This is a genomic window from Nocardia sp. NPDC058666 (assembly GCF_042714895.1).
GTDB lineage: Bacteria > Actinomycetota > Actinomycetes > Mycobacteriales > Mycobacteriaceae > Nocardia.
The window spans coordinates 874807-892846 of sequence record NZ_JBHXRY010000001.1 but is presented as its reverse complement, the minus strand read 5'-3'; the positions used below and the strand labels follow the sequence as shown (position 1 = coordinate 892846).

At 66.1% G+C, this 18040-nt stretch carries 21 protein-coding genes; 9 read left to right on the top strand and 12 right to left on the bottom strand.

What is annotated here, in order from left to right:
* The first annotated feature begins 232 nt into the window (after positions 1-232).
* Positions 233-1174, top strand: a complete 942-nt coding sequence (locus ACFWVD_RS04100; protein ID WP_379240457.1) for a hypothetical protein — start codon at positions 233-235, stop codon at positions 1172-1174.
* 180 nt (positions 1175-1354) lie between these two features.
* Positions 1355-2332 (top strand): peptidase, encoded by a 978-nt coding sequence (locus ACFWVD_RS04095; RefSeq protein WP_379240456.1) that lies wholly within the window; start codon positions 1355-1357, stop codon positions 2330-2332.
* Here the strand turns inward: ACFWVD_RS04095 and mgtE are convergent.
* Positions 2329-3777, bottom strand: a complete 1449-nt coding sequence (gene mgtE / locus ACFWVD_RS04090) for a magnesium transporter (protein ID WP_379240455.1) — start codon at positions 3775-3777, stop codon at positions 2329-2331. The two genes, ACFWVD_RS04095 and mgtE, sit on opposite strands and share 4 nt — an antisense overlap.
* A 512-nt stretch (positions 3778-4289) precedes the next feature.
* Between mgtE and ACFWVD_RS04085 the strand changes: the two genes are divergently transcribed.
* Positions 4290-5282 (top strand): LLM class F420-dependent oxidoreductase, encoded by a 993-nt coding sequence (locus ACFWVD_RS04085; protein ID WP_379240454.1) that lies wholly within the window; start codon positions 4290-4292, stop codon positions 5280-5282.
* Between the two features lie 32 nt (positions 5283-5314).
* Here the strand turns inward: ACFWVD_RS04085 and ACFWVD_RS04080 are convergent, their stop codons facing one another.
* Positions 5315-5785, bottom strand: coding sequence for a DUF3558 family protein (locus ACFWVD_RS04080; RefSeq protein ID WP_379240453.1), 471 nt, complete (start codon positions 5783-5785; stop codon positions 5315-5317).
* Positions 5786-5993: 208 nt separating this feature from the next.
* On the opposite strand from ACFWVD_RS04080, the gene ACFWVD_RS04075 reads away from it, so the two are divergent.
* Positions 5994-6425 (top strand): RDD family protein, encoded by a 432-nt coding sequence (locus ACFWVD_RS04075; RefSeq protein WP_379240452.1) that lies wholly within the window; start codon positions 5994-5996, stop codon positions 6423-6425.
* A gap of 50 nt (positions 6426-6475) precedes the next feature.
* Here the strand turns inward: ACFWVD_RS04075 and nrdE are convergent, their stop codons facing one another.
* From nrdE to ACFWVD_RS04055, 4 genes are all read right to left on the bottom strand, one after another.
* Positions 6476-8581: a class 1b ribonucleoside-diphosphate reductase subunit alpha gene (nrdE, locus tag ACFWVD_RS04070; RefSeq protein ID WP_379240969.1), complete on the bottom strand. Its 2106-nt coding sequence runs from the start codon at positions 8579-8581 to the stop codon at positions 6476-6478.
* Between the two features lie 35 nt (positions 8582-8616).
* Positions 8617-9087 (bottom strand): class Ib ribonucleoside-diphosphate reductase assembly flavoprotein NrdI, encoded by a 471-nt coding sequence (gene nrdI / locus ACFWVD_RS04065; RefSeq protein ID WP_379240451.1) that lies wholly within the window; start codon positions 9085-9087, stop codon positions 8617-8619.
* 94 nt (positions 9088-9181) lie between these two features.
* Positions 9182-9415, bottom strand: coding sequence for a glutaredoxin-like protein NrdH (nrdH, locus tag ACFWVD_RS04060; protein ID WP_379240450.1), 234 nt, complete (start codon positions 9413-9415; stop codon positions 9182-9184).
* Positions 9416-9799: 384 nt separating this feature from the next.
* Positions 9800-9949: a hypothetical protein gene (locus tag ACFWVD_RS04055; protein ID WP_379240449.1), complete on the bottom strand. Its 150-nt coding sequence runs from the start codon at positions 9947-9949 to the stop codon at positions 9800-9802.
* A gap of 96 nt (positions 9950-10045) precedes the next feature.
* Between ACFWVD_RS04055 and ACFWVD_RS04050 the strand changes: the two genes are divergently transcribed.
* Both ACFWVD_RS04050 and nadE read left to right on the top strand, forming a co-directional pair.
* Entirely contained in the window at positions 10046-10693 is a 648-nt protein-coding gene (locus tag ACFWVD_RS04050) for a TetR/AcrR family transcriptional regulator (protein ID WP_379240448.1), read from the top strand.
* 5 nt (positions 10694-10698) lie between these two features.
* Positions 10699-11523, top strand: a complete 825-nt coding sequence (gene nadE, locus ACFWVD_RS04045) for an ammonia-dependent NAD(+) synthetase (protein ID WP_379240447.1) — start codon at positions 10699-10701, stop codon at positions 11521-11523.
* Here the strand turns inward: nadE and ACFWVD_RS04040 are convergent.
* The 5 genes from ACFWVD_RS04040 to moaA form a co-directional block, all read right to left on the bottom strand.
* Positions 11520-11792 (bottom strand): hypothetical protein, encoded by a 273-nt coding sequence (locus ACFWVD_RS04040; RefSeq protein ID WP_379240446.1) that lies wholly within the window; start codon positions 11790-11792, stop codon positions 11520-11522. The two genes, nadE and ACFWVD_RS04040, sit on opposite strands and share 4 nt — an antisense overlap.
* A 170-nt stretch (positions 11793-11962) precedes the next feature.
* Complete coding sequence (locus tag ACFWVD_RS04035) at positions 11963-12448, bottom strand: DUF6228 family protein (protein WP_379240445.1); 486 nt, start codon at positions 12446-12448, stop codon at positions 11963-11965.
* A 55-nt stretch (positions 12449-12503) separates the two neighbouring features.
* Entirely contained in the window at positions 12504-12866 is a 363-nt protein-coding gene (locus ACFWVD_RS04030; protein WP_379240443.1) for an iron chaperone, read from the bottom strand.
* Positions 12867-12868: 2 nt separating this feature from the next.
* Positions 12869-13111 carry a MoaD/ThiS family protein gene (locus ACFWVD_RS04025; RefSeq protein ID WP_379240442.1) on the bottom strand — a complete coding sequence of 81 codons (243 nt, stop codon included), beginning with the start codon at positions 13109-13111 and terminating at the stop codon, positions 12869-12871.
* Complete coding sequence (gene moaA / locus ACFWVD_RS04020; protein WP_379240441.1) at positions 13104-14162, bottom strand: GTP 3',8-cyclase MoaA; 1059 nt, start codon at positions 14160-14162, stop codon at positions 13104-13106. The genes ACFWVD_RS04025 and moaA overlap by 8 nt, the downstream gene beginning before the upstream one ends.
* 180 nt (positions 14163-14342) lie before the next feature.
* Between moaA and glp the strand changes: the two genes are divergently transcribed.
* The 3 genes from glp to ACFWVD_RS04005 are packed head-to-tail and all read left to right on the top strand — an operon-like array spanning position 14343 to position 16976.
* Complete coding sequence (gene glp / locus ACFWVD_RS04015) at positions 14343-15548, top strand: gephyrin-like molybdotransferase Glp (RefSeq protein WP_379240439.1); 1206 nt, start codon at positions 14343-14345, stop codon at positions 15546-15548.
* Positions 15545-16561 (top strand): bifunctional molybdenum cofactor biosynthesis protein MoaC/MoaB, encoded by a 1017-nt coding sequence (gene moaCB, locus ACFWVD_RS04010; protein ID WP_379240438.1) that lies wholly within the window; start codon positions 15545-15547, stop codon positions 16559-16561. Before glp ends, moaCB begins: the two co-directional genes overlap by 4 nt.
* Complete coding sequence (locus tag ACFWVD_RS04005) at positions 16554-16976, top strand: molybdenum cofactor biosynthesis protein MoaE (RefSeq protein WP_379240436.1); 423 nt, start codon at positions 16554-16556, stop codon at positions 16974-16976. The genes moaCB and ACFWVD_RS04005 overlap by 8 nt, the downstream gene beginning before the upstream one ends.
* Here ACFWVD_RS04005 and ACFWVD_RS04000 read toward each other — a convergent pair.
* Entirely contained in the window at positions 16973-18010 is a 1038-nt protein-coding gene (locus ACFWVD_RS04000; RefSeq protein ID WP_379240435.1) for a CobW family GTP-binding protein, read from the bottom strand. The genes ACFWVD_RS04005 and ACFWVD_RS04000 overlap by 4 nt on opposite strands.
* Positions 18011-18040: the final 30 nt, after the last annotated feature.

The window sequence follows — 18040 nt, the reverse complement described above, 5'->3', positions numbered from 1 at the left end:
ACTGCCGAACCCGCTTCGCCTGGTGAGCGTCACCACTGCCCGGCACGCCCGGGCCCGGTGCGGTAGCGGGGCGCCGTTCCGGCACACTGGGGACCGAAGCGGGTCTGTAGGAGCGGGAGCTGTCCCGCGCGAGGGGGTTGTCGATGCGAATGCGTCGACCGGTGGTCGTACTCCCGAGGACATGATGCGGAACGCTCTTCCCCGCCACCTGATCCAGACAAGGAGAACCCCTGTGCGACAGCTCATTCTGCTTGCTGCGGCAGTGCTGTTGGCCGCCTGCGGAAGCGAACCCGCACCGGACTCCATGCCTCGAGGCGGATTCTGGTCCACCGCACCGGTTTCCGATCCGGACAAGCTCGCGGTGGTGCGCAAGGTCAGGGCGATCGATGTGTGCGCGTTGCTGCCTCGTGCGGCGTTGGGGACGCTGGGGACCGTGCGCGATGTCGAGAACGTGCATCCGAATCAGTGCCGGCTCAGCATCGCTGTCGACGGGCATCTCACCGGGATCGACGCGACCTGGAGTACCGGGGTGATGTTCGAGGGTGAGCCGAGCATGGACGGTCCGGTGGACGAGGAGACCATGGGCGATGTGCGGGTGCTGTTCAATGCCGAGCTCCCCGCATCCGCTGATCCGCAAGTCCGGGGGGCTTGTCAGGCGTGGGCACGGTTCGAGGCGGGGGCCGATCTGTCGTTGAGTGTGCGTGCGCCGCAGGATGCCTGCACGTCGGCGAAGGCGCTGGTGCGGATCGCGTTGAACCAGTGGCGTAAGGAACCGGCACAGGGGTCGTCGCCGGATTCGGATCGGACGGTGATCACCGGGGCTGATCCGTGCGCGGTCGCGCCGCTTCTCGGTGTCGAGGTGCCGGTGGCCGATCAGGGTGTCACCACGTGCAAGTTGGCTGTGGGTGGGCAGGCCGCGATCGTGACGGTCGACTACAACGAGGAACGATCGATCATCGACGACACTCCCGCCTTCACCGTGGGTGCGCGACAGGTGTACCGGTTCGATACGGCCCAGTCGGACTTGGCGTCGTTGTCGGCGGTGGTCGGGCCCGGCCTGGCGCCAGGGCCCACCGACGCGCTGCTGGGTCGACGCGTGCCGACCGTCTCGGTCATCGCCGATGCCGCCGTCGCGGAGAAAGTCATGCGCGAAACCCTGCCGCTGATCCCCTGAGAACAACGTCTCTGATGCTCTGAGACCACGTCGCCAGCGCGCTGAGACCACATCGCCGACCCCCTGAGACAACGTTCTGGGAACGACCTGCCGCGATGTTTGCGCGGGAGTTGCCGCGCCGGGCAGACTCGGTGGTCGGGCGCGAGTCCTGGCCCGGTTCTGTCGAGGACAGGGGTGCGGATGTATCGCAGGATGATGCTGGCTGCCGCGTTGCTGCTGTGCGCAGCGTGCGGCAGCGACGACGCGGGCAAACCACCCGATTACGCGAAGTTGCCCCCGCCGCCCCCGCCGGTGATTCCCGCCCAGCCACCGGAGTTCTGGTCGCAGGTCCCACAGAATCAGCAGCAACGCGACGAGGTCGCCCAGGCCACCCGTCAGGTCGACGTGTGCGCGCTGCTGCCCCGCGAAACCCTCGCCAAGGTCGGCGAGGTGAAGAGCGTGACCGTCGGTTTGGATTCGTGCCGGGCCGTTCTCGGCAGCGACAAGCCCGGCGAGGGCTCCACGCTGACCTGGCACGCCACCCTGTTGAGTTCGGCGTCCACCAGCACCAAGGGCTTCGTGCGCCAGATCGGCGACGTGACCGCCCGCACCATCCCCGACCGCGACACCGGCGAACCACGCGCGTGCGGCGCGACCGCCCAGTTCCCGTCCAGCGCCGCGTTCTACCTCGGCCTGTCCACCCCCGGCAAGAATCCGTGCACGGTCGCCGACGAACTGCTGCCGGGCATGCTGGACCGCTGGCGCCAGTCACCCAAGCAGGGCACCTCCCCCGACACCGCGCCGACGGTGCTGCTGGGCGCCGACCCGTGCACGGTCCGCACGAAACTGGCCGACGCCGTCCCCGACGACGAGCAGCGCCTGACCCAGTGCCTGTTCAGCTATCGCGGCGAGAAGATCACCGTCAGCTACGAATATCGGGTGCCCGAGTACCTGGCCGCCAACAGCACCGAAGACCACATCGACGGCCGCACGGTGCACCGCTCGGTCTCGGTCTACGACAGCTCGATCCCGATCTACACCGCGGCCGTCGGCCCGGAATTGCCCGCCGAATCCACCGCGTTCGGCAGGCGCATCCCGGTGGTGGAGGTGGTCGCCAAAACCGATGACGTCGCCAAGGACGTCATGGGCAAAGCACTCACGCTGTTCCCCGAACGCTAGATTCCCAACACCACCTTGGCGGTGGTGAAGTAGATGATCAGCCCGGTCGCGTCGACCAGGGTGGTCACCATCGGCGCCGACACGACGGCGGGGTCGATGCGAAACTTCTTGGCCAGCAACGGCATCGTGCCGCCGATGGTCGCCGCCCAGCCGCAGATGACCACCAGCGTGATGGCCACCACGATCGCGATCTTCGGCCCGACGAACACCGTGCCGATCAGCAGACCGGCCGCGGCCAACATGCTGCCCAGCACCAGCCCGACCCGACATTCGCGCCAGATCACCTTGAACAGATCAGAGGCCCGCACCTCGCCCACGGCCAGCGCGCGCACGCACGCGGTCGCGGCCTGCGCGCCGGCGTTGCCGCCCGCGCCGATCAGCAACGGAATGAACAGCGCCAGACTCGCCGCCTGCTCGAGCGTGGTGGCGAACATGTCGGTGACACTCACGGTCAGCGTGGCCGCGAACAGCAGCAGCATCAACCACAGCGCCCGGTAGCGCGCCAGCTGGAACACCTTGGCGGCCATGTAGTGGCCTTCCCACGGCGCCGAACCGGCCTGCTTGGCCACATCCTCGCTGTCGGCGGCTTCCAGCACCTCCATCGCGTCGTCGATGGTGAGCAGCCCGACCACCCGGTCCTCGCTGTCGACGACCACCAGGTTGATGAGGTTGGTGGAACTCATCAGCCGGGCGGCCTTCTCCGCGGAATCGGTGGCGCGCACGAACGGCGGTTCGGTGACCACGAGCTCGGACACCATCGCGTCGGGCGAGTGCAGCACCAGCTCGCGCAGTTCGACGATGCCGGTGAGCCGACGGCCGCGATCCACCACGGGCAGCGTGTACACGGTTTCGGCGTTTCCGCCCTTGGCCCGCACACAACCCAGCGCCTGCGCGACGGTCAGATTGTCCGGCAGCGCAACAACTTCCGGCGTCATGTACAACCCGACCGAGCCCTCGGGGTAGCCCAGCAGGGTGGCGGTCATCCGACGCTCGCGCGGGCTCAGCCCGGCCAGTACCTTCTTGGCGACCTTGGCGGGCGCCTCGTGCAACATGCGGGCACGGTCGTCGGGGTCCATCGCCTCGACGAGGTCGCGAAAGCTCTTCTCGCGCAAGCCCTGCAGGATCTGCTGCTGGTCGATCGGCTCGAGCTCTTCGAACACGCTCAGCGCGCGATCCTTGTCGAGCAGGCGGAACACCACACCGGCCTGCACGGCGTCCATGCGGGCCAGCACATCGGCGATGACGTGCGGCGGGCGGTTGTCGAGCCAGTCGAGACCGCCGCAGACCCGGTGCGTTTCGACGATATCGCGCACCGATTCGGACAGGATTTCCAGCGCCTCGGTGACGGCATGGTCTTCGATGGGCGTGCGCTCGGGCGTGATCGCCTCGGGCACAACGGTTTCGGTGGGAACGTGACGGGTGGTGATCAGATCGACGTTCGACATGAGGCAGTCCTCTGGCGTGACGGCGCGCATCCCGGCGACCGGGTGCGAGAAAGTGAACGGTGACGGTGGTTCACACCGCGGGGCGTCCACCGCCGGAGCCATCACGCACCGGCCGGACCGAACAGGTCAGGAAATGTGGTGCGAGGACGAAGGGGCGACGCCGCGCGGCCTTCGACTGGGGGGTTCGTTGCGCATGGCAACCCCACCTCCTCACAGTCGCCGCGGGTCATCGGTTCCACGGATCACTTGGCAATACCCACACGGGTACACCCTTCAACCCGGAAGACTACATGCGAGGGCCGGTCATTTTCACCCCTTGCCGACGTACCACTGGTCACAGTGACCTCGATCACAGCCGTTCCGCTGCCGCACCCCGACGCGCATAACCGCCGGTCCAGGATTCTGCGCGGCGCGCGCGCAATGGTTGCCCGCGCGCACGAAAGTGGAACAGTGGACCTCGACAGCAGCGGTGCGTGTCGCCGCGCGAGTTCTACACACTCCGGGAGAAACCTGTGCGATTCGGCATCTTCGTTCCCCAGGGCTGGCGCCTCGACCTGGTCGGCATCGAACCCGCCGACCAGTGGGCGGTGATGCGCGACCTGGCCCAGCGGTACGACGCCGGCGCCGACTGGGAGTCGATCTGGGTCTACGACCACTTCCACACCGTGCCCGTGCCCACCGACGAGGCGACCCACGAGGCGTGGACGCTGATGTCGGCGTTCGCGGCCTCTACGTCGCGGCTGCGGCTGGGCCAGATGTGTACCGCCATGAGCTACCGCAACCCCGCCTACCTCGCCAAGGTCGCGGCCACCGTCGACCTGATCTCGGGCGGCCGGGTGGAGATGGGGATCGGCGGCGGTTGGTACGAACAAGAATGGCGCGCATACGGTTACGGGTTCCCGAGCGCGGGCGAACGCCTCGGCCGTCTCGACGAAGGTGTCCAGATCCTGCGCCAGGCCTGGCAGACCGGCCGCGCGACGCTGGACGGCAAGTACTACCAGGTCGACGACGCCATCGTGCACCCACGCCCGTTGCAGGAGAACGGGATTCCGATCTGGGTCGCGGGCGGCGGCGAGAAGAAGACACTGCGCATCGCGGCGAAATACGCGAACTACACCAACTTCAGCGGCCAACCCGAAGAGTTCACCCGCAAGTCCGACATCCTGCACCAACACTGCATCGAGGTCGGCACGGATTTCTCGGCGATCACCCGCAGTTCCAACTTCAACGCCGTCGTCGGCACCACCGAAACCGAAGTACAAGAACGCATCTCATCGATCATCGACCGCTACACCCCGTTCCTCGGCGCCGACGAGGCGAAAACCTATGTGCACGAACAGTTCGCGACCAGCGCCGCCGCGGGCACCCCCGAACAGATCGTCGAACGCCTCACGGCCCTGAGGGATCTCGGCCTCGACTACGCCATCCTCAACTTCCCCGAATCCGCCTACGACACCTCCGGCATCGAACTGTTCGAACGCGAGGTGATCCCGGCTCTACGATGAAACGATGGTCGACCTCCGACATGGTGGGCGGCTTACGCCGGGAAGGTCGGCACGAGCACCTCGCCCATCTGCCGCAGGGTGGCGCATGCGTCGGAGCCCTGATGGGTCGGGCTGTTCACCACGACCATGCGGATCACCCCCTGCTCCGCGGGGAACAGGACATCGCAAGACGCAGGCGCGGCGTTCATGAGCTGCCGGGCAGTGCGCCCCGCGACGGCGAAGTCAGCGAAAGCCGCTGCCCCCGACTCGGATTCGAACTCCTCGATCGTCCGCGAGGTAGAGAAGATACGCAGGTGCGAAGTCCCCGCGGTCCATTCGCAAGTCAGCCACCCAGCCGCAGGCGCACCAGCCGCCACTTTCGTCGCAGGATCGACCCCAGCCTTCTGCAGCGCCTCCACAGCCACCCCGGCACACGGCTCGAACAACGGCCGCGCCGCCTCCGACTCATCACCCGAACACCCCAGCAACGCCACCGACGCCAGTCCCCCGACAGTCAGTGCCATCAGCGCCCGCTTCATCCATTCCCTCTCACCGTGCCTCGCAAAACGCGGCCACGGTAACAAGATTCGCGACGCCACCGACCCCTCGCTCGACAAGACTTGGGCCGATCACCACCGGCGCGCATCACGACTGTGACCAGCACGGCGGTGCAACCACCACAGCAAGGTCGACACCGGGTGCTTGTTAAGCGTCATCGACCACGCTGACCCCATGAGCAACACCGCACCGCCGACTTACCGCGGCTACGAGCGCGACACGGACCCGCGACCGGCGTCCGGCACACGGGAGACCACGCGCCCCAACGATGAATTCCCGCTCACCGCACGCACTTCCGGCGGCGAAGAGACCGGCGTCATCCCCGCCTTCCTCATCGACATGACACTGCACGCCGCGATCGGCACCACCGCCTGGTACCTCGCACCCGGCACGACAGCCGTCCTGTACGGCATCCTCGCCTGGCTCGGCGCGTCCTTCGTGCACCGCACGATCATCCAAAGGCTCACCGGCACAACGATCGGCAAGTGCTCCTACGGTCTGCGACTGCGCCACGCCGACGGCACCTACCCCACGACCTGGCAGCTGATCGGCCAGTGGTTCCGAGGCGGCTGGTCCTGCTTCGACCTGTTCGACAGTGCCCGCTGACGCGAAAAGGGCGGTCTCCCGAGGAGACCGCCCTTTATCGTTAGCCTAGCTCACAACATGCAGCTGACACAGCCATCCACCTCAGTCCCCTCGAGGGCCATCTGACGCAGTCGGATGTAGTACAGCGTCTTGATTCCCTTGCGCCAGGCGTAGATCTGGGCCTTGTTGATGTCGCGGGTGGTCGCGGTGTCCTTGAAGAACAGCGTCAGCGACAGGCCCTGGTCCACGTGCTGGGTGGCCGCGGCGTAGGTGTCGATGATCTTCTCGTAGCCGATTTCGTAGGCGTCGTCGTAGTACTCGAGGTTGTCGTTGGTCAGGTAAGGGGCCGGGTAGTAGACGCGGCCGATCTTGCCTTCCTTGCGGATTTCGATCTTCGACGCCACCGGGTGGATCGAGCTGGTGGAGTGATTGATGTAGGAGATCGAACCGGTCGGCGGGACCGCCTGCAGGTTCTGGTTGTAGATGCCGTACTCCTGCACCGAGGCTTTGAGCAGACGCCAGTCGTCCTGGGTGGGGATGCGCACGCCGGCGTCGGCGAACATCTGGGTCACCTTGTCGGTCTTGGGAACCCAGGCCCGCTCGGTGTATTTGTCGAAGTATTCGCCGCTGGCGTACTTCGAGTCGGCGAACCCACCGAAAGCGGTGCCGCGTTCCTTGGCGATCAGGTTCGACGACCGAATCGCGTGGTAGACAACGGTATAGAAGTAGATGTTGGTGAAGTCGATGCCTTCTTCGGACCCGTAGTGGACCCGTTCACGCGCCAGGTATCCGTGCAGGTTCATCTGACCCAGGCCGATGGCGTGAGACTCGTTGTTACCCTGCTCGATTGACGGCACCGAGTAGATGTGGGTCTGGTCCGACACCGCGGTCAGCGCGCGGATCGAGGTCTCGATGGTCTGCCCGAAGTCGGGCGAGTCCATCGCCTTGGCGATATTGAGCGAACCCAGGTTGCACGAAATGTCCTTGCCCACCGTGGAATACGACAGATCGTCGTTGAATTCCGACGGGGTGGAGACCTGCAGGATCTCCGAGCACAGGTTCGAGTGGGTGATCTTGCCCGCGATGGGGTTGGCCCGGTTCACCGTGTCCTCGAACATGATGTACGGGTAGCCCGACTCGAACTGCAGCTCGGCCAGCGTCTGAAAGAACTCACGCGCCTTGATCTTCGACTTGCGGATGCGCTTGTCGTCGACCATCTCGTGGTACTTCTCGGTGACGTTCACATCGGCGAACGGCACACCGTAGATGCGCTCGACGTCGTAGGGCGAGAACAGGTACATGTCCTCGTTCTTCTTCGCCAGCTCGAAGGTGATGTCGGGGATCACCACACCCAAAGACAGTGTCTTGATACGGATCTTCTCGTCCGCGTTCTCGCGCTTGGTGTCGAGGAAGCGGTAGATGTCGGGGTGGTGCGCGTGCAGATACACCGCACCCGCGCCCTGCCGCGCACCCAGCTGGTTCGCGTAGGAGAACGAGTCTTCCAGCAGTTTCATGATCGGGATGACACCCGAGCTCTGGTTCTCGATCTTCTTGATCGGCGCACCGTGCTCACGAATGTTGCTCAGCAGCAACGCGACACCGCCACCGCGCTTGGACAGCTGCAGCGCGGAGTTGATGGAGCGCCCGATGGACTCCATGTTGTCCTCGATGCGCAGCAGGAAGCAGGACACGGGCTCGCCGCGCTGCTTCTTGCCGGAGTTGAGGAAGGTCGGGGTGGCGGGCTGGAAGCGGCCGTCGATGATCTCGTCGACCAGGTTGCCGGCCAGCACCTCGTCGCCCGCGGCCAGCGTCAGCGCGACCATGCAGACGCGGTCTTCGAAACGCTCCAGGTAGCGCTTGCCGTCGAACGTCTTCAGCGTGTACGAGGTGTAGTACTTGAACGCGCCGAGGAAGGTCGGGAACCGGAACTTCTTGGCGTAGGCCTGCTGGAACAGCTTCTTGACGAAGGAGCGACTGTACTGGTCGAGCACCTCGGTCTCGTAGTAGTTCTCCTTGACCAGGTAGTCCAGCTTCTCGTCCAGGTTGTGGAAGAACACCGTGTTCTGGTTCACGTGCTGAAGGAAGTACTGGTTCGCGGCTTCGCGATCCTTGTCGAACTGGATCTCGCCGTTGGGCCCGTACAGGTTCAGCATGGCGTTGAGCGAGTGGTAGTCCATGACCTCGCTGGTCTCGCCGCGCACCGCCGACTGCTCTAGGCGTGCTGACTTGCCTGCCGGTGCTGTGGTTGCTGTTGCCAAAACAATCCCAATCCCTCTCGGACGCGCGCGACGTCCTCAGCGTTTCCCATGAGTTCGAAGCGATACAGATACGGCACCCCGCATTTTTGCGAGATGATGTCTCCTGCAACGCAATAGGTATCGCCGAAGTTCGTGTTGCCGGCCGCGATCACTCCGCGCAGCAGCGCGCGGTTGTGTGGGTCGTTGAGGAACTTGGCGACTTGCCGCGGAACGAGGTCCTTGTCGGGACGTTGCCCACCCATCACGTGCCGACCACCGCCGTAAGTGGGGGTGATCAGCACGTAGGGTTCGTCGATCCGCAGCGTTTCAGAAGTGTGCAGTGGTAGCCGAGTTGCCGGAAGTTCCAGCTTCTCGACGAAGCGATGGGTGTTCTCCGAAGCGCTGGAGAAGTAGACCAGCCCGCCCGGAGTCATCTGCTCGGGCATGGCGCCTCCTTACCGGCGAACCGGCGCGAACTACGCGTACCTCCGCCTGCGCTCCGGCCATGCGCATCTGAGGAACGCTTCGCGTCGGTGACTATTATGCAGCCGCGACGGCGAGCGCCTTGATGCGGTCGGGACGGAACCCCGACCAGTGATCGTCACCCGCGACGACGATCGGCGCCTGCAGGTAGCCCAGCGCCATGACGAAGTCACGCGCCTCGTCGTTCTCGGAGATGTCGATGACGTTGTAGTCCACCCCGACCTTGTCGAGCGCCTTGTAGGTGGCGTTGCACTGCACGCAAGCGGGCTTGGTGTACACGGTGACGGTCATGAGTGTCCCTCTCTCCTCTGCCTGATCCACAGCCTGTGATCCGTATGCAATGCACGAACGGTGATGCTGCGCAAACTCCTGGATCCAGCGGAGAAAGCCCTGCTCGCAACCCCTTCCCTTGGGCCCGATCAGTGGTGGCTCCACACCGTCTTCCAGTACGACAGACACTACACCTAGTGGCCGACAGATGGGAACAACACAAGGTGTTGCGAGTCGCACGGATGTAATTCCCATCCGGTAAGTCCCAGGACGTGCCACCGGCGAGCAGGGAAAACAGTGGTTCAGATCACGATTTCATCTACCGGCGAGTCTTCAGCAAACTTCGCAGACAGCGAAGGGGCGTCGCATCCACGATGGATGCGACGCCCCTGCCGAACCCCCAGCTTACGCCGAGATCAGCGCGTCGTTCGCGGCGGCGACCAGCTCGTGCACGGTCGCGCCGAGTTGGGTCAGCGCCTGCGCGTCCTGCGCCGGATGGGTCTGCCCGAAGCGCTCGCCGATGGTGGCGAGTGTGAGGATGCGGGTCTCGCTCATGGCGACTCCTGGTGTACTCAGTGGGAGGTTCCAAGTTTCATCCGATACTAACCGGACCTCAGTCCGGTTTCTTCCCGCGGAGGACGTGTGAGCGGCGTGAGCCCCAGCACAGCCAGGTCCGACGAGCCGACCCTGCTCGGTATCGGGTCACCACTGCCCGGCAGCGCCGAACCGGTCGAACGCGCCGACGCCGCCCGCAACCGCGCCCTGCTGCTGGACGCGGCCCAGCAGTTGGTGCGCGAGCACGGCGTGGACAGCCTCACCATGGACGCGCTGGCCAAGCGCGCGGGCGTCGGCAAGGGGACGGTGTTCCGGCGATTCGGCAACCGCACCGGGCTGATGCTGGCCCTGCTCGATCACTCCGAGCAGAAGTTCCAGGCGTCGTTCATGTTCGGACCGGCGCCGCTGGGGCCGGGGGCGAGTCCGGTCGACCGGCTGATCGCGTTCGGCCGCACCCGGCTGCTCGATATCGAGGTCGAAGGGGATCTGCACCGCGCCGCAGAGGCCGATGGGCGGTTCGGTGCCGGACCGTATGCCCTGCACAAGGCGCACGTCGCGCTGCTGCTGAACGCGGCCCGGGTGGACGGTGAGATACCCATGATCGCCGACTCACTGCTGTCCACCCTGTCGGCGGCGTTGGTGATCCACCAGGTCGAGGTGCTGGGCTACTCGCGCGAACAGATCGGCGACAACTGGGAATGGCTCGTTCGCCGGGTGGTTTCGCCTGTGTCGCAAGTACAGTGAGCGGTATGGGGACACTGCGTGAACAGATCATTGCCGAATTGGGTGTGCGGCCCGAGATCGAACCCAAGCAGGAGGTGCGACAGCGCGTCGACTTCCTGAAGGACTACCTGGCCACCACCCCGGCCAAGGGGTTCGCCCTCGGGATCAGCGGCGGGCAGGACAGCGCGCTGGCCGGGCGGCTGTGTCAGCTGGCCGTCGAGGAATTACGTGCCGACGGTGTCGACGCGAAGTTCCTCGCGGTGCGGTTGCCCTACGGCGTGCAGGCCGACGAGCACGACGCACAGGTCGCCCTGAACTTCATCGACCCCGATCGCACGGTCGTGGTGAACATTCGCGCCAGCGCGGACGCGGTCGGTCTCGAGGTCGCCGGTGCGCTGGACCAGGAGCGGTTGCGTGACTTCGTGCGCGGCAACATCAAGGCACGCGAGCGGATGGTCGCCCAGTACGCCCTCGCAGGTCAGGAAGGTCTGCTGGTGGTCGGCACCGACCACGCGGCCGAAGCGGTCACCGGCTTCTTCACCAAGTTCGGCGACGGCGGCGTCGACCTGACCCCCCTCACCGGCCTCACCAAGCGCCAAGGCGCCGCCCTACTCCAAGAGCTGGGCGCCCCCGCGAGCATCTGGTCGAAGGTCCCCACCGCCGACCTCGAAGACGACCGCCCCGCCCTGCCCGACGAGGAAGCCCTGGGCCTGCGCTACGCCGACCTCGACGACTACCTCGAAGGCAAAGACGTCACCCCCGAGGTGGCAGCCCGCGTGGAATCGATCTTCACCAACACCCGCCACAAACGCACCGTCCCGGTAACCCCCCTCGACACCTGGTGGCGCTAAGCCGACATCGCCTCGGTCAGTCCGACGACGAACCCGACCACACCAGCGAGCAACGTCAGCGCGGTCAAGCAACCGCCGACGAGGTTGCCGCGCTGCGTGCGCACCCGCTTGGCCTCGGCGTCCAGACCAACTTCCTTCGCCGAGGGCAAGAAGAACAACACGAGCGCCCCCAAGCACCCCGCGGCAAGAATCCACGCAAACGGGTTGAACCCGCGCTGATAGGCCAGCAGGCCCATCACCACCATGACCACGACCATCCCCAGCGACACGGCAAACACACTTTCTCGAAACGCACGCCGAGCCCCGGCACGTCGGCGAGCGTAGCGAGGTCCACGACATCGCGCGAGTCGGCTGACCAGACCTCCACTCACCAGAACGGCTGGCGTGCAACGGGTCTCGATGGAATGCCGCTACCTCAGGTGCAGTGGTCGAACAGCTTTCAACGCGACTGTCCAGGGCTCAAATCCTCAGGAGGGTCGCCGAGAACCCGGTTGAGGTCCGCCGCGAGTCGCGACATCTGTTCGCCCGCTTCCACCACCACCGTCGTGGATGCCGTCCAGTTCCCGTCCGCATGCCGCCACGGCCTGACAGTCCACGTCAGACCCACATAGCCCCGAGAACCGAAGACTGCCTCGACCCGGAGGTCGTGGTTCATACCCTCCCAGACAAGGGCACCTTCCCAGCCGGCGAAGTTGTCGGCCAGGGCATCGAAAAATGGGACCAGATCACCCTCGCCCATGACGGACAGAGTCACGTTGTGCACAGCCGCCGACAGCCCAGGAGCCCCGATCTGGACACAGGCACAGATTCCGCCCTCGCCCCAGGGGTCGGCTCGTTTCCGTAGCCGAACCCATGTTCCGTCCAAGGCAGCGCCCAACAGGACCTCCATGTCCTGGTCTGCCTCGTGGAAACAGTCGTAGTCCATCCCACTGCCCTTTGATTGTGGCGGCTCGATCGAGGAGATGCCGACTATCGGCCGATCAACAAATGTCTGCGCTGTTGCCGGAAGCCGTGGCGCGCAACAGGTCTCGGACTAGGTCGTAGTCCGGGTCTTTGCGGAAGCGGAGGCAGCCTTTGCCCATGTCGTGGGCGGCGAGGCGGGTGGTGAAGGCTTCGCGGATGGTGGTGTTGAGTAGGTAGAGGGAGATGTAGTGCTTTTGGCTGGCGAAGGCTACTTCGGGGATGCCGTTGCGTTCGTAGACCGGCATTCCGTGGGACATGGCCTCGGTGAAGCCGGGCAGTTCTGTGCGGCACAGGTCGCGCAGCCTGGTGAGGGGCTCGCGGCGGTTTTCCGGGAGTTCGGCCAGGTAGGTCGCGACGTCGGGGGCTTTGCTCTGGACCACGACTAGCCGCCGGCGAACGGGGGCAGGACGTCTACTCGGTCGCGGAGCATGGCGGTGGGGTCGCGGGTGAGTTCGTCGCCGATGAGGAAGGCGCAGACTGCTACGAGGCCGTCTACGTCGGAGCCGTAGGTGGCGGCGAGGGTGGTGCGCAGGTCGGCGATGGTGGAACCTGCTGGGAGGTCCAGGGATTCGGTGTTCTTGCCGACCGCGTCGGCGATGGCGGCGAAATAGCGGACCTCAACCACCGATGGCTCCCATCGTGCGTTCCGGAGGGACGAAGCCGGCGGCGTCGATGCCGTGACCAGCCCATTTCTGCCACATCGCGCCGCGCCACAGTTGCGCGACCTCGTCGTCGTCGGCGCCGGAACGCAGCGCGGTGCGCACGTCGAATTCCTGGTCGCTGAACAGGCACGAGCGCAGCATTCCGTCGGCGGTCAGGCGGGTGCGGTCGCAGGTGTCACAGAATTTGCGGGTGACCGAGGCGATGATGCCGACGGTCGCGGGGCCGCCGTCGACCAGCCATTTCTCGGCCGGGGCGGACGGGTCAACGCGGGCGGTGGGCGTGAGGGTGAAGCGTTCGCCGAGCACGTCGAGCAGGTCGGCGGCGGTGACCATGTGGTCGCGGGCCCACTCGTGGTCGGCATCGAGGGGCATTTCCTCGATGAAGCGCAGTTCGGCCTGTTCGGCCAGGCACCAGGCGAGCAGGTCGGCCGCGCCTTCGAGGTTCTGGCGCATCAGCACGGCGTTGACCTTCACCGGTGCCATGCCCGCGTCGCGCGCGGCCCGGATGCCGTTGAGCACCGATTCCAGGCGGTCGCGGCGGGTCAGGCGGGTGAAGTCTTCCCGGTCGACGGTGTCGAGGGAGACGTTGACCCTGGTCAGACCGGCGGCGGCGAGTTTGTGGATGCGGTGTTCGAGGCCGACGCCGTTGGTGGTCATGGCCAGCGGCGTTTCGGGGACGGCTTCGTGACAGCCCGCGATGATCTGTTCCAGTTCGCGGCGCATCAGCGGTTCGCCGCCGGTGAACCGCACTTCCTTCACACCCAACTCGCGCACTGCCAGTGACACCAGGCGCACGATCTCGTCGGCGGTGAGCAGTTCGTCGCGCGGGATCGGCGGCAGGCCCTCTTCGGGCATGCAGTACGTGCAGCGCAGCGAGCATTTCTCGGTAATCGACACGCGCAGGTCGCGGGCGGTCCGGCCGAAGCGGTCGACGAGGTAGGGCGTGTCGGGTCTGCCGTCCATCAACGGCCGCTCCGAGCGCACAGCGGGAATCCCCATCTGGACCAGCGTCATCTGTCCAGTATGACCCGTGAGGTCGGATGAATTCCGGGAGCCGGGCCGATTGGTCATGAACTCGTCAGCTCACCGCGCGCGACCCGCCACCGTGAGCGACGCGAACCGCGCCGGGAGTACCAGCGCTCGTGCCCCAAAGTCCGAGGCATGCGGCCCGTTCGCGCCTACTAGGCTGACTGTATGACTCCCCGGCCCACTACCGCGTCGGCACGCAGCGTCGACGAGTACCGCGACACCGTCGCCGCGCTACTGGCCCACCTGTCCGCCCGGCCCGACGAGCAGGTGCCGGTTCCCGACGCGCTCGGCAGAACCTTGTCCGCCGATGTGGTGTCGCCGATCGACCTGCCGGTGTTCCGGAACTCCGCGATGGACGGGTACGCGGTGCGCGCCGCGGATGTCGCCGTCACGCCGGTGACGTTGCCGGTTGCCGGCGTGGTCGCTGCGGGCAAGCCGGGCACCGACGCGTTGCCGACCGGTGCGGCGTTGAAGGTGATGACCGGTGCGCCGATGCCGCCCGGTGCCGATTGTGTGGTGCCGGTCGAGGACGTGCGGGCCAGCGACGGTCAGATCGTGGTCGAACGTGGCCGTGGGCGTGGCGAATTCGTGCGCGAGGCCGGGACCGATGTGCGAACCGGTGAGCTGGTGGCGCGGGCGGGCACGGTGCTCGCGCCTCGGCACATCGCGGCGTTGGCGGCTGTCGGGCTGCCGACGGTGCCGGTGCTGACTCGATTACGTGCGGTGTGCATCACCACCGGTGACGAACTCCAGCCCGCGGGAAGTGCTTTAAGGCCGGGCCAGATCTACAACTCGAACGGCATCGCACTGGCTGCCGCGTTGCGGGCGGACGGTGTGGAGGTGGTCGAGGTCGCGCACAGCACCGATGACCCCGCCCTGTTCACGTCGGTGCTGCACGCCGCTACCGCTGTCGCCGACCTGGTTTTCACCTCCGGCGGGGTGTCGAAGGGCGATTTCGAGGTTGTGAAGGATGTGCTGGGCCCGCTGGGCGGGACGTTCGGGTCCGTCGCGGTGCAGCCGGGCGGGCCGCAGGGATACACCGTGGTCGACGAGGTGCCCGTGCTCAGTTTTCCGGGCAATCCGGTGAGCACGATGGTGTCGTACGCCGTGTTCGCGCGACCCGCGGTGCGCGCGCTGGGCGGTCTGCCGGAGGTGGTGAGCCGCGAGGTGACCCTGCTGACGGCCGTGCGCTCCCCCGCAGGTCGTCGCCAATATCTGCGTGGCCTGTTGACCGAGGACGGGGTCGAAGTGATCTCGGGTCCCGGCTCGCATCTCATCGCCGGAATGGCCTGGGCCGACGTGCTGGTCGACGTGCCTGCCGAGGTCACCTCGCTCGCCGCCGGTGTACCTGTGCGAATCTTGTCCTTATGAGCGAGTTGTCCCACGTCGACCGTGAGGGTCGCGCGCGCATGGTCGATGTCAGCGCGAAAGCCGAGACCACCCGGATCGCCGTCGCCGCAGGCGAATTGCACACCACGGCCGAAGTTGTCGCGCTGGTGCGCGCCGAGGGGATGCCCAAGGCGGACGTGCTGTCCACGGCACGGTTGGCCGGAATCGCCGGTGCGAAGAAGACTTCCGAGTTGATTCCGCTGTGTCATCAGCTGGCGTTGTCGTCGGTGAAGGTGGAGTTCGGATTCACCGAAACGTCGATCACGGTCGAGGCGACGGCGAAGACCAAGGGGCCCACCGGGGTCGAGATGGAAGCTCTCACGGCGGTCGCGGTTGCCGGGTTGACGTTGCACGACATGGTGAAGGCGGTGGATCCCGGTGCGGTGATGAACGGGATTCGGCTGATCACCAAAGAGGGTGGGAAGCACGGGCATTGGGTGCGGCCGGAAGCTCGGGCCGCTGATGTCGCCGCGGGCTCAGATGAAATTCCTGCGCCGAATTCGACTGAGGCGCAGTCTGTTTCACGCACAGCCGTCGTAGTCGTCGCGTCGACCGGCACCGCGGCGGGAACTCGCACCGACACGACCGGTCCCGTCCTCGCCGAATGGCTTACCGCCCAAGGCTTCTCGGTGCGCGGCCCGCTCGTCTACGCTGACGCCGGAATCGCCGCCGGGCTGGCCGATGCCCTGAGCGAGCAGCCCGCTCTCGTTGTCACCACCGGCGGCACCGGCGCCTCCCCCACCGATGCCACCCCCGAGGCCACCCTCGCCGTGCTCGACCGTGAACTGCCCGGTGTCGCCGAAGCCATCCGGCAGCGCGGCACCGCGAAGTTCCCGCTGGCCGCCCTGAGCCGTGGCGTCGCCGGGCTGGCCGGTCGCACGGTCGTGGTGAATCTGCCCGGTTCACCCGGTGGGGTGAAGGACGGAATCGCCGTGCTGGAACCACTGTTGGATCATCTGCTCGCACAAGTAGCCGGAGGCGGCAACCATGAGTGACGTTCGCCTGGCAACGATCAGCGACCAGGACCTCGACCCGCAGGCGGTCGAAAACGCTGTAGACGGACCGGAATTCGGCGCGGTCGTGGTGTTCACCGGCAAGGTGCGCAACCACGACGGCGGGCAGGCAGTGGCCTCGCTGGAGTACTCCGCCCACCCGCAAGCCCAGCGTTTCCTCCACGCGATCTGCGCGGAAGTCGCTGAAAAGAGCGGACTTCCGGTCGCGGCCACGCACCGCGTCGGCTCGCTCACCATCGGCGGACTGGCGATCGTGGTGGCAGTCGCCGCACCGCACCGGGCCGAGGCATTCACCGTGTGCGCCGAACTCGTGGACCGAATCAAGCACGAAGTGCCGATCTGGAAGCGTCAACTGTTCGCAGACGGCCTCTCCGAGTGGGTCAACGCCTGCGGTTAGACCTCGCTCGGTGTGTAACGCCACACGCCCAGCAGCGCTTGCTCGTCCATCTGGGTCTCGCCCTCGAAGATGGTGTCGTGCAGGCGTTTCAGTGCGGCGTCGGCATCGAGACCCGCCCCGATGAGCACCAGGTTCGAGACGCGTTGTTCGCCGCGCGACCAGGTGCTCGAGGTGAAGACTATGTGTCGGCCGACCAGGTGGAGTTCGAACTTGCGGCGTTCGCCCGCTACGGCGAATTCGACACATCCCTTGGCGCGGAACAGACCTGGGGGTGGGTCTTCCAGGAAGCTCACCAGCGCACGGGGATTCAGTGGACGGTCGCTGGTGAACGACAGTGAGACGTAGTCGTCGTGGAGATGGTGGTGGTCGGGGTCGTCGTGATCGTGGTCGTCCAGGAGGCTGTCGAAGCTCAACTGCTGGGCCACTTTTGGTTGTTCCGGAGCTCGGTCGTCGAACAGTAGGCCTGGATCGATGCGGCCGTGGGTGGTCGCGTAGACCGGCACCTGGCCGACCCATTCGGTGATCTGTTCGCGCAACGCGGCGAGTGCCTCGGGCTCGACGCGGTCGGCCTTGTTCACCAGCACCAGATCCGCCATGCGCAGATGCGTCACCAGCTCTGGGTGCTGGGCGCTGGTGGTGGTGAACTGTTCGGCGTCGACCACCTCGACCAGGCCGCCGTAGGCGATGCGGGGGTTCGGGTTGGCGATCACCATGCGGATGAGGTTGCGCGGTTCGGCCAGGCCGCTGGCTTCGACCACGATCACGTCCACCGCGCTGCGCGGTTGGGCCAGTTGGCCGAACAGGTCGTCGAGTTCGGACACGTCCACCGCGCAGCACACGCAGCCGTTTCCCAGCGACACCATCGCGTCGACCTGCCCGGCCACCAGCATCGCGTCGATGTTCACCGCGCCGAAGTCGTTGACGACCACCCCGATCCGGGTGCCGCGATTGTTGCGCAACAGGTAGTTGAGCAGGGTTGTCTTCCCCGAGCCGAGAAACCCCGCCACGATCACCACAGGAATCACCCGGACCATGCTGCCACCTTCGCGCGCGACCGAAGTCGA